Origin of the sequence: Flavobacterium psychrotolerans (genome assembly GCF_003097635.1) — a bacterium.
GTDB classification, from domain to species: Bacteria; Bacteroidota; Bacteroidia; order Flavobacteriales; family Flavobacteriaceae; genus Flavobacterium; species Flavobacterium psychrotolerans.
The window spans coordinates 1-13,491 of record NZ_QCZI01000027.1; the positions used below are offsets into that span (position 1 = coordinate 1).

The following is a 13,491-nucleotide window of genomic DNA, read 5'->3' on the forward strand; positions in this document are numbered from 1 at the left end:
AGTATTTCCTGATAATGTAGCCGCCCCCCCCGTTGTTATACAGGTAGATTGGGTCGAACCATTCGTAGCTGTTGTTGCGGAACAAGGTCTTGAAACCGTCCAAATCGGATTAGTAAAACTTGTTATCCCATTAACTGTCGTGACGTTAGGGGAAGCTGCCGTGGTTGAACTTGTATAATTAGTCCAAATAGAACCATCATAATTTGAGGCGAGTCCGCTAGTAGGTGCGGCAGTAAGGTTTGCACCAGCATCTGCCGTAAACCATTTAAAGCTAAGGTTAGAAGAGCTTGTACCCGGTGTGGAAATACTCCACTGCCAGTTGGCTCCGTCTATAGCAGGAGTATAAGTCGTGTTGGCTACCCCTACGGTATAGGTTTGGCTTACACCCGTATTGTTAATAGTAACTGGAGCATAGTTAGTTAAATTAGCTCCAATTGGATAGTCAAAAGTACCCGTATGCGCTTTTATCACTTTACCAGTACCTGTAACCGCTATATAACTTGAAGTACTTGCAGATGCTGTAGTTCCCGATGCTCCAAAAGTGACATCATTATTCCCCAACACCAATAACCCTTTGGTTAAGGTAAGCGTTTGGTTGATGGTAACGGCATTAGCCATAACCACATTTCCAGAGGTGGCTTTATTAATTACTACATAATCAAAAATTATTCCTGCAGCAGCAGTAATGGTCTGATCTCCGGTTGCGCCATTAAAGAAAACGGCTCTGCCATTTGGAGTAAAGGTACCACTGTTGGAAACATTTCCACCCACATAAATATCACCGCCTGATGCTGATGAAAGTACCAACGAACCAGCATTGGTTACATTTCCAATCACCACCAATTCTTTATTAGTTGTTCCCATATTTACAGCTCCAGTACCCGCAGTCGTTAAATTGCCACCTACCGTTAAAATAGCGTTCAAAGCATTTATATTAAAGTTTGTGCCTGTATTTACCAGTAAATTACCATTCATGGCACGTGCTAAAGTAGAACCGTTTGCAACATCAAAATTTCCTGTATTAATTGTAACGTTATTTGGATACCCTGGCGTTGTACCTATTGTGCCTATACTGGTTGCATCCCATTCTTTAAAACGACCATACGTTACGTTATAGAATAATGTTGAAGCAGCTCCATAAATAGGAGGATTATCTACGTTACCATTATTTATTTTTAAGATTCCTCCAATAGTTGGAATTGTACCACCAGTTGGAACTACAATAGTTCCCGTATTAATGGTAACATCATTAAAGGTAATTGCAGAAGATCCGGCAATAGTTCCCGCCCCGTTAAAATTGATAACTCCACCTGTAGTACCAACGGCGCAATTACCACCGGTTCCTGTAATGGTTCCTGTTGTAGCGGTCATATTTAATTGTTGCCCCGAACCTGGTGCAAATAAACCACTTGTTAAATTTAACGAAGGAGTTGTTGTATTATTCGTAGTTAAAGTGACGGTGTTATTCCCTGTTGTACCCGTATTTGAAATGGTTAACTTACCAGTGCCTGATAATGTCGCTGGCAATAAATTACCTGTTACCTGATTGACCGTACCATTATACACAAAAGTACCAGTGGCAACAACGCCTCTAGATGCTGCCAATGTTTGTAAATTACCCGAAGCACCAGTGGTAATACCATTTGCAGAACCCATTTTTAATGTTGCTGTAGCGCCTTGGGTAAATACAGAATTTGTACCATACAAAACTTTATCTTGAAAATCTAAAGTAGCATTACTAAACACCGTTGTGGCTGATGTCCCGGAAGTACCCACATTAACATCCGTTAAGAATTGAACTGTATTAGTAGTCGTTCCATTTCCAAAGTTCCAAATTATTGCTTGAGCAGTTGTGATAGGAGTTCCCTGACTTAAAGTTTGTGTACCGGAAGCCTTAACAAAGTTAAAAGTATATGTTCCACCATTTGATCTTTGAACAGTACCATTCATAGTCACGTCCCCTTTAAAATTAACGGTCATGGCACCTCCAGAGCTTCCATTATTAACATCAAACGTTCCTGCTGATTGCACATAATTGCCATTAATAGTAAGGGTAATAGTAGCAGTACTTGTTTTATTTATTACACTGGTACCTGCCTGAGTAAGATTACCGGTAACAGCTACAGTTGAAGTACCGCCTCCACTTGAAAAATCAAGTTGACTTGAACCTTGAACATCAATGTTCCCTCCAACTACCAAGGCATAAGCTGAACCGCTTGACAATCTTAAAGAACCTGATCCTGTAGAAACCAACGTTAAATTTCCGTTTACAGTTTGAAGATTACTAGTTGTGTTCATGCCTGTTGATGAAGGGCTGTTTACTGTAAAATGATGAAACGCTTGCGCCAAACCACCTGGAGCATTTCCTGTTATTCCTGTTAATAAACAGGTACTTCCAGAAGTCCATGTACAAGTGGGAACCGTTCCCGCATTTATATTATGCTCATAAGTAGCTGTAGCTCCAATGGTTATTGATCCTGTAACAGTTACAGTCGGAGTCCCTGTGGCCTCTCTAAAAGTACCGTCTATTTGTACCGTAGCCGATGCACTCACTATTAAAGTAGCTGTAGCGGCATTTGTAAGTAAGGTTCCTGTGCTGGCAACAGATAGATCAGTACCTGTTCCATTCGCTATAGTTAATGAGCCGCTGGTGCCTACCGTTAAAGTAGCACTTGCGTCCACGGTAAGTTGATCGGCAGTTACGGAAGAATCCACTGTAATCGGACTTCCTGAACGGATAAATATTCCGGCACTGTTTGCATTATTTGGTGATGTTGAAGCAGCGGTTGCCCCTGTAAAGCTTGGGTTATCGGCAACTTGCCAATTGGCTGCTGTTGCCCATGAACCACCTGCACCGGTAGATTGGTAATACGTTGGTACATCTATTCTACCTGTGATATCATATGTGCCGGTAGTTGGCATAAATGAGCCAGAAATACCTGAGGCAATCGTTAATACATTTGAAGCAGCACTTGAAGTGGCCAATTCTGTCCAAGAAGCTGATGTTGAACTATAAATATTCCCTTTTAAAGAAGCTTCAGGACCTACTACAATATCGGCCGTTTCATAATTAAATGTAAGATTTGAAAGAGTATAACCCGAAGTAAATCCGGTAACCGTACAAGGCCAGTATCTGCTTAAATAACTTACAGCAGAGCCCATGTTGGGTTGCACTCCATCTATTACTCTAAAAGCAATGGATCCGTTTGCGCCCAAACTGGCAAATGAAGTAACGGTCACTGGAGAATACTCTGTTGTGCCCGTGTTCTCACCTATTGGCCATGTAAATGGCAAACCTGTACCTGCTGTTAATACCGCCCTGCTTAAAGTTCCTGTTCCATTTGTTACAAACATTTTGGAAACACCAAAACCAGCACCTGTAAGCGCCCCTGCGGTTGAAGGAAGTGTTATCGAATTGTTCCCTAAGTAAACCAAACCAGTATTGGTGAAGTTAAACACAGCGGGACTAATTGATTTATCTAAAGTTAAACTTGTATTACCCAACCAAGTGAAATTGTATGCACTTGCTGAAGAAATAGCAGCATAACCGCTCAATCCCGTATTAACTGCTGTACCCGTATAAACAAAGGTAGCACCTGCTGCCCATGTTGTATTTGCATTGGTAAACCCGCTGATGGTTGACGAAATCCCTCCTGCATTGGCGGTAGAAAGTGTTCCAGTGGCCTGTAAATCAAACGCATTGGTTGCATTACCAGGCGCAACCACAAATGAACTCGCATCAAGCACACCTACTACGGTTAATTTGCTTGCTGTAGCATTAGTACCAAGTGTTAAGTTGGATAACAACTGTAAAGTACTTCCTGATGAAACCGTAAAATTACCGACTGTCATTGCAGCTCCTGAATAATCTATAGTTTGTGTGCCACTTCCTTTATTAAATAAGAAACCAAAACCTGCATTAAAAGTTCCAGAACACCCAAAAGTTCCCGTTCCTGATTTGGTTAGATTCCCTTTTAAATTGAACACATTACCTGAATTAGCCGTGCCTGATCCAAAATTAACGGCATTGGCTGTTGTACTTGTTACACTCATATTGCCATTTACCGTAACTGCTGCAAAGGCAGTAGTACTAGCAGCGTCTAAATTTATGGCTCCTGTACCGCTAATAGTTAGGTCATTAGTTACTAAATTTCCTTGATCTGTAGTAGAGGATGATGAACCTATAGCCGTTAGCAATCCGTTGCTAATGCTGGTATTCCCTGTCACAGTTATTGAATTTACTAAAGCAGCAGTGGCTGTATTTGCAATGATAATATTACCGGAGCCACTTAAGGTTAGGTTTCCATCCACTGTCATGGTATTGGCAGTAGCATTAGTTGCTACCGTAAATGTACCGGCACCAGATACATCAAAATTACCGGCGCAACCTAAATTAAAGCCCGAAGCTAATTTCCATAAAGTAGATGCACCACCCACCAATTCTAAATTATTATATTGGCGTGACGCAACATTGGTTGTAAATGAAGACAAAGTCCAAGTTGTGGCTGATGTATCTGAGTACCTAATTGTACTGCCAGTAATTGTGTTTAAAGCCGTTGTAGGAGTAAATCCTCTATTGATGTCAATAATTCCTGAACTTGCCCATGTCCTGGCTCCGTTACCCGTATTATTTAATTGTCCATAGAAGAATGCCGGAACGGTTTGCGTACCTGCTGAAGAAAAGTTGAATATACTTGAGGCATTTACTGAAGCCACGTAATTACTTAACGTTGACACATCAAAAGCTCCTGCAACATCAATTGTCCCTGAAGGCGAAGTAAGCGTTGCGGCACCTCTAGCATTGCTAATTGTTAAGTTGTTATACGTTCCTGCGCTTATAGTTTGAGCTCCAAAACCATTATAGTTAACTGTTGAACCCGTGATGGTATATACACCGGCACCTCGTGTAAATGTTCCGCAAATTCCTATTGTTCCAGATGATGCTAATGTTCTATTACCTCCCGTAGCATCTAGGTTCCCGTAATTAAATGCCGGAATAGTTTGAGCGCTTGAAGAAGACATTGTAAATGTACTGGCACAATCCCATGTTGCAGTTCCCGAGGTATAGGTTAAGCCACCTGTTACGGCTAAACTTCCAGTAGCTGTAACACTAAAATTTCCATTAAATGTGGCACTTGAAACAGTCCTTGCATCGGCCAAGGCCAAGTTAGTTCCGGCAGTAACAATAGTTATCTGATCCAAACTACCTGGTATACCGTTGGGAGTCCAGTTAGCTGCAGTTCCCCAAAGTCCATCACCCCCAGTACCATTCCAGGTGTAAGAAGACCCAGAGCTTAATCTTCCTGTCCAATCCAAACCGTTTAATGTTGGAGCAGTTGCTTGTGTGATAGTCCCAGAAGTTAATGTAGGTGACGCAACACCACCTGGTCCATATTGAACCCAAGTAGTTCCATTCCAAGCAGCAGTTTGAATGTTTCCCTCTGTTCCATTTACATCCCCAGCAACATTATACGTTGTTGCTAATGTAAAAGTATAATTACCTCCCGCAGCATTCTCAGTCATTGTCCAATAACGCGACAAATAATCAGCAGGAGTTAATGGATTATTATTTTGAGGGTGTACTGCATCTGTTAGTTTAAAACCGATGGTGCGACTTACCGAATTTAATGTAAAGTTTGGTGTAATGCCACTGTAAAGGGCTCCATCACCTATAGCATAAACAAAAGAACCTGTTGAAGCAAACGTTCTTATCATTTGACCTGTTCCATCTCGTTTTACCCAACCGTTTGTACGGGAAGTTGTTGCAGTACCAATGTATGTTAAGTCATTATTTACACCTACATCTATTATACCTGCCGTAAAAGTAGTAGCTCCGCTCACGCTTAAATTACCAACACTAAAAGTGATTGCTGGTGAGACAGCGGTATTATTGAATACTAAGTTTGTAAACGAAGCCGTAGATCCAGCTGTATTATTTTGGAAAACTCCAGAACCAGTAACCGTTTGAGCAATGGTATTAGCACTGATAACCGCAGCTGCTCTGTTATTGAATTCAATACCCGCAAAATCCGTTAATGTACCATTATTTACAATGTTCCCTTTAATTCTTAATGGCGCACCACCACTTAATGTTCTTACTTCGCTGCTGGCATTAATCGTTAAATTCCCACCAACGTCAAATCCTTTTGAACTTGAAGTAGAACCTGACACAAACCTACTTGCCCCTGCAACTGCACCCCCATTTGCGATTACATGACCTAATTGAATATTTTTTGTACTAAAATAAGTATCTACTCCAAACCCATTAGTTGCCGTAGAAGCATTTGTCCCAGAGCTACCACCAAATTGTATGGTATTTCCAGCCCAATTGGCATTAGCACCAGCAGCATTAAAAACAAATGACAATCCAGAACCTACAAATGGAGGATCATTAAATAGTATGCTACCTGCCGAAACAGCTGTTGTTGCAGCGGTTACTGAAAAAATATCCGTTCCTGATGCAACGCTTGTACCTGCTACTCCACTGTTAGGGTCAATATTAAAAGCACCTCCACTCATAGTGAATGTACCTCCAGTCAGGGAAATATTTCCATTTTCGTTGATTGTTCCACTACTTAACGTTAGAGCACCACTCGACATCACTATGGCTTGATTGCCCCCATTGGCAACCCCTATATTTACCGTACCTCCACCATTAGTTAATGTACCTCCATTAATAATTAATGCGTTTGCAGCAACGGCTATTCCGGTTGAAATATTTAATGTATTGGTATTATTGGTAATAGTACCTGTCGTAACGGTTACGACTCCGGTTGCTGTTCTGTCCTCGTTAATTTGAACATTGGTGCTTGCCGCATTTACCTCCACATTAGAAGGAACACCCACACCACTTGTCCCAATCGCCCAAGATTTATCTCCGGCACCTACACCATAAGCTGCGCCAGTGCGGAATGACAAAGTAGAACCTGTACTATAGGTAGGAGAATTAACTGCCACATAGGCACCCGATAGTAAGGTCAAGAAGGATCCCGTTCCAAAAGTAGTTAATCCGCTTCCACAATCAAATCCACCACTTTGCACCTGCACCTGTCCACCAGCTACTGACGAGGTAATACTCAATAAACCAGAACTTGTGGAAGACACTGTTTTTAATGTTCCGGTAGTTCCAACTATTTTCAAAATACCGCTTGCCGATGTAAAATCAATTATTCTGCTTGCGCCAGTTACTCGTATGATTCCGCCATTACCGTTTACAGTTAAGGTAAATGCTCCAATTTTTAAAGCACCTGTATTTAAGAGTTGTAATACATCTCCAGAAGTTCCATCAATGGTAACGTTTGCTCCTATGGTTACCCCTGCATTTGTATTATTATTAATAAAATAAGCAAAACAGTTTGTTGCACCTGTACTATTTAATCCCGAACCAGAAATAGTTTGAGTAGTGGCAGTTGAACCATTAAAGAATACAGCACGAGTGTTATGGGTGAAAGTTCCATTATTCGCAAAACTGCCTGCCACATAAATATCACCGAGCGAAACACTAGACAATGTTAATGTACCAGCATTGCTTACTGAACCTATAACAACCAATTCTTTATTAGTTGTCCCCATATTTACCGCACCGGTACCAGTGGTGGTTAAGTTACCCCCTACAGTTAAAATGGCATTCAAAGCATTTATATTGAAGGTTGCTCCCGTATTTACAAGTAAATTCCCGTTCATGGCTCGAGCCACGTTGGAACCGTTTACAATATCAAAAGTCCCCGTATTAATTGTAACGTTATTAGGATAACCAGCTGTTGATCCGATTGTTCCGATACCAGTAGCATTCCATTCGGCAAAACGGCTGTACGCCACATTATAAAAAAGCGTAGAATTTGAAGTATATATTGGCGCAGCACTTACACTACCTCCATTAATGGTAAGAATACCATCAATTGTCGGCACAGTGGTAAGCGTAGCAGTACCAGTTGTTATCGTTAAGTTGTTAAATGTTATAGCGCTTGAACCATTAATAGTTGCCGCATTAACAACTACAACAGTTCCTGTACCTCTTGTAAAAGTACCATTGTTAGTAAGTGTTCCACCTGCGCTGATGTTTAATGTAGCCGCTGCAGCCCAACTTAATGTTCCACCATTTACAAAACTACCGGCGGTTACAGAACCGGCCGCACCCGTAAAAGTAAATATACCAGTACCCAGTGTAGTAATGGCATTTGTAACGGTCATAGCCGCAACCGTAGCATTTACTGTTGCTGTAATACCTGTATTTACGGTTACCGAAGCAACCGGAGTGTTGGTAATCGCAGCTGCGATGTTCAGGGCATGTGCAATGGTTACTGTTGAATTTGCCGTTGGCACAGCTCCGCCTAACCATGAAGCAGCCGTATTCCAATTGGTAGCACCGGCTGTGGTAATATAGCCAAGGTTAGTATAAGAACCAGCAGAAGTTGAATTTCCAGATGGATTTAAAACATAAATAGTACCTGATGCCTCAATTGCTGGAAATGTAATAGTAGTATCGTTTACAACTGTAAAAGTTGAAACTGTTGTACCTCCCGAACCCCCAACTTTTACAGAGCTAACCCCTGTAAAACCTGTACCGGTTACCGTAACCACATTTCCTACATACCCCGAGGTTCCTGAACCAGGCGCCGCAACAGCAAATGAAGTAATGGATGGAGGTGAAGTTGCAATAGCACTAACAGTTCCGTTAAGTGTGAAATCGTCTAAACGGAATGTACCAGCACCAGAACCACCTGTTAAACTCATTGCAACAGTGATTGTTCCTGTAAGATTTGCTATTGGATTCGAAACATTTGTTTGACCATAAGTTGCTCCTCCACCAGTTAATCCAGAACCCACACTCGTGCCATTTATTGTCATTGCCCAATTTGTTGGGCCTGTACCACTATGATTTGTCCAAAAATTAAAAGAAGAAACCGAAAGTTGATAACCACTAGCAACATTAAAAGTAAGCGTATAAGTATTGTTTCCTGTGTTAGTACTCAAAGAACCTGAAGTACCACCTCCATTTCCCGCCAAACCGTTCCATGCTGTAACACCAGCATTTGTCCATGACGATAAACTTAAATTTGCATTGAAAGTACCCGGCGCAACAGTATATGGTGGTGAAGATACAATTAACGAAGCTCCGTAATTATGCAAATAAACAGCTACTCCTGTAGCTACAGTGTAACTATAATTCGAGCCTGCATTGTTATCTAAGTTGATGGTATAAAAATCTGAATTACTCCCATTTGCTGTTACTTGAGTAGCTCCTGCACCTACGCCCGCATCGGTTGAAGTGAAAACATAATATTTTATTGCGGCAGCAGAAAGGTTGATGGTTGCAGGTATTGTCCCAGTATAAGTTGAAGCTGCCCCAGTTAATTGCACAACAGTAGAGGTTGTAAAATTGTCGTTTGAATATCGCATATAAACTCCTTGCCCAGTTGACAAAGAACCACTCAAATTGGCCGTAACAGTAACCGCTTGTCCTGGTTGAACATTTGCAGAAGTTGGCAATTGAGTAACTGAAGAAACTGTACGAACAGTACCTTGAACAACAAACAAAACGCTTTGACTTATTCCAGCATTAAGCCCATCTGTCTTAAACACAACATTAGAACTGGTGGTTGGAACATTTACTCGCCAAGCATTGGCACTTCCACAATTACCATTAGGGGTAGTTACAACAGTACTGTGTGTGAAAAAATCACCATTAGTGTTTGGTTGGTATTCTCCACAAGGAGAACCATCTCCGTAAAAACGAAAGAATTTGTCCCCTGAAGTTGTTACTGTTTTCGTTAGTATTAGTGACGTGCCTGCCGAGGAACTCATAGCTTGACCCGCACCCCAGGAACCAGTAGAAAAGTCCCCTGAATTAAGGGAGTTTTGAGACATTGCAATAAACGGCGTAGCTCCCAATAATAAAACGAGCATGAGTTTACCAAAAAATGTCGTTTTGACGTAAGGACTAGAGGAAATTCCAAAATACATGGTAGTGGTATTTGCTTTATCCAAGAGTTGTTTAATTCCTAAAGTAAAATTTTTCATATGCTGTATTTATTAATGGTAAACAATATTATAAATTCCTTTTTAGCCCCACAAAAACCAAATTACAAGCACCTCCAAGTGTTTATAATCCAGACAAAACCAGAGCCATTAAAGTTAAAGTTCAGCTTGTTACTAACAAGACAAGACCTGTCATTGCCATAACGGCAAAGCAGGGGGCTAAAATACAAATAAATATTATATCATACTGTTTTTTATTTAAAAATATAGGAGAAAAACTTGTTAAAGAATAATTTTTACATCATTTATTTTACAATATCGCAATAAAAAGAACAAAATTCATTCGAAAATACCACCCCCAAGCCCGATTGGTATTGAATTTTATCCCTACTACACTTCAATTTCATTCTCCAAGTTTTTATTTGAAGTAGTAATTAATTTAATCCCGATTTCGCATAAGAAAAAACATCTAAATTAAACTTTAAAATCCCAATGCGTAGTGTTAGAAAAATAGAGCTGTAGAATTCAACATTTCCCATATCATCAAAGAAATTTCTTCTTATGGTAAAATATTTTTTCGATTCAAATGCTTCAGAAGATTGGTTTTAAAAATCAAATTTCTAATTGCAAATATTGACCCTAGACAGAATTCAAGTTTTTCTCACAAGTTCTTGAGAGGGATTCAATTATTTTTTGAACACCAAAATAACTTGCCATGGTATTGTATTGGGAAAACCATTTAATTGGAATGACAATATTGACCAATAGGCCTATAAAAGAATTTTATTCAAATTTGAACAAGAAAGAGCTAAAAAAGACATGGATTTGGTCAAAAGAGTTCACGCTACAGCCACATTATAAAAGAAATGGGAATTCGATTATTAATCCCAACCATCCGCCCTAATAAAGAAACTAATACCGCTTCATTAGATATCAAATAAAAAAAATCCCTTTCGTCACCGAAAGGGATATCATGCTCTAAAAAACAACCTTTTAGTTAATCACTTTTTTAGTTACAATTCCGGCTTCGCCCGAACCGATTTTAACAATTAAAACTTCTTGGGTTGTTCCTACAAACAACTTAGTTTGCGTCGCGTTAATGTTATCCTTAGAAAGTAAAAGTCTTCCTCTAATGTCATACACTTTTACGTCAGACATTATTGTTTTACCGGCGTTAATGACAATTTCTTGGTTTTGTTTGTAAACCAAAACATTATTCTCATTGAATGACGTTTGATTCACTGCCAAAGCATTTTGATACACAATTTCAAACCTATTCTTAAAAACCCCTACTTCAGAAATGAAGGAATAGGATCCTGTTTTCAGATCATGAATGGTATTAGTTTCATTATCTTTCAAGAAAATAGCTTGATTTTGAAAGAGCCCTTTTAAATGATCAATGGCAATTGAATACTTCCCTCCTACACTAATATTAAGCTCTAAAGGAACAATGTCGCTTGCCAAAAATTCTGGACGCCCTTGAATGGCATAAGGAGTTCCTCCAATAACACTACACAAATAGTTAGTAGTATTATTATTTAATCCGTCAATTCCTCTGTCAACACCCAATGTTGCACCAGCCACGTAACCCACGGCCAATTGATTGAATAGCCCGTTAGGATTGGTTAAATTCAACCAATAAAGGCTGGCATTAGAAACTGTCGTACTTGAATTCCTAAAGAATTGATTGCTGTTATCCAAGCCCCTTCTCATCGCATTATTAAAAACCAGATTCGAAGCACTTACCGCATTAACAATAAATCCTTGTCCTACATTAACAACCCAGTCAGAAGGATTCGTTACGTCAAAATAAGCACTTCCAGTATCTCCACCGGTAGCAGCATTTGCAACATAACCCAATTCTGTTAAAGTTGCATAACTAGAAGCTGACGAATTATTCTTTTTTCTCCAAAAATAAAGAGTTCCGTCAATTGTTAGATTCTGATCTATAAAATCATAAACATTGATTTGTGACGGATAAGGATTTCCAACGGCGTTAAAACCCAAATTCATTCCATAAGTTATATCGCCACTATTAGGCTTACCGGTAAAAACACCATTATAAACAGCAGCCACCGTAGGGGAGAATGTTCTTGGCACTCGGATTAAATACCCTTGTCCAACATTAAAATTGCTTGCCGCTGAAATAGGAGTATAGAAATCGGTTGCACTATCATAATAATAAAAACGATTAGCAACTGTATTCGGAGAAAAATCATATAAGTTTTGATCTAAAACCGGAGAAGACCACAACGTATAATCTAGTAAATATAATGAGGAACTGTTTCGTTTTACTATTATGTTTCCTGAATTTGTATTCGCAACACCGCCTTGAATTAAATTGGCATTATTCTCTAAAGTAAAGCTACCAGATGTTACTATTAAGGCACCACTCAAAGTAACCCAATCTCCTGAAGAGATAACAACAGTTCCAGTGGTTAACGTTAAGGAACAAGCATCAATATTCCCACCATCTGTTGCCGAAACATAATTACCTGAAATTACGGCCGTCGATGTGGATGTTGGTGCACCGTTAGTCCAAGCACTTCCGTTCCAAGTTGTCGTATTACCAAGAGCTACCGTTGTTGCAGTTGAATTTGCTATTGAACAAATGCCACTTTGAATAACAGCTCTAAATTGTGTGTCCTGTGTTAAAACACCTGATGTATATGTCGTTGCAGTATTAACAATTGAGGTCCATGAACTAAATGGACTTACAGCACTTTCCCAACGGACTACAGTTCCTAGATGCCCTGATAAAGTTAATAAACCACTTGTAGAACCAGAACAAATGACTGCTCCCCCAGAAACCGAACCTCCAACAGAAACTGGATCTACCGTAATTGTTCCCGTTGCATTAATGCTACCACAACCTCCTGTTAACGGGATGCTGTATGCAAAAACGCCTGATACCGTTGGCGTGCCACTGATGGTGATCACGTTCGCTGCCCAAGCTGCGGTTATGCCTGCCGGTAATCCCGTTGCCACTCCGATGCCTGTGGCCAATGTTGTGGCATGTGTGATATTGGTTAAAGGAGTACTGATACACAATGTTGGGGTGCTCGATGCCGCCACCGCTGTCATGTTTGCCGTTACGGTGATGGTTCCCGTTGCATTAATGCTACCACAACCTCCTGTTAACGGGATGCTGTATGCAAAAACGCCTGATGCCGTTGGTGTGCCACTGATGGTGATCACGTTCGCTGCCCAAGCTGCGGTTACGCCTGCCGGTAATCCTGTGGCCACTCCAATGCCTGTGGCCAATGTTGTGGCATGTGTGATATTGGTTAAAGGGGTACTGATACACAATGTTGGGGTGCTCGATGCCGCCGCCGCTGTCATGTTTGCCGTTACGGTGATGGTTCCCGTAGCATTAATGCTACCACAACCTCCCGTTAACGGGATGCTGTACGCAAAAACGCCTGATGCCGTTGGCGTGCCACTGATGGTGATCACGTTTGCTGCCCAAGCCGCGGTTACGCCTGCCGGTAATCCCGTTGCCACTCCGATGCC

The 13,491-nt window shown here is 40.6% G+C and carries 2 protein-coding genes; both read right to left on the bottom strand.

Translation table 11 applies throughout. The annotated features are described in order from the left end of the window. Positions 1–10,020: hypothetical protein (locus tag DB895_RS13770; protein ID WP_133242684.1), on the bottom strand; the 10,020-nt coding region annotated here is incomplete at its 3' end. A 951-nt stretch (positions 10,021–10,971) separates the two neighbouring features. Next, positions 10,972–13,491: T9SS sorting signal type C domain-containing protein (locus DB895_RS13780; RefSeq protein ID WP_133242685.1), on the bottom strand; the 2,520-nt coding region annotated here is incomplete at its 5' end.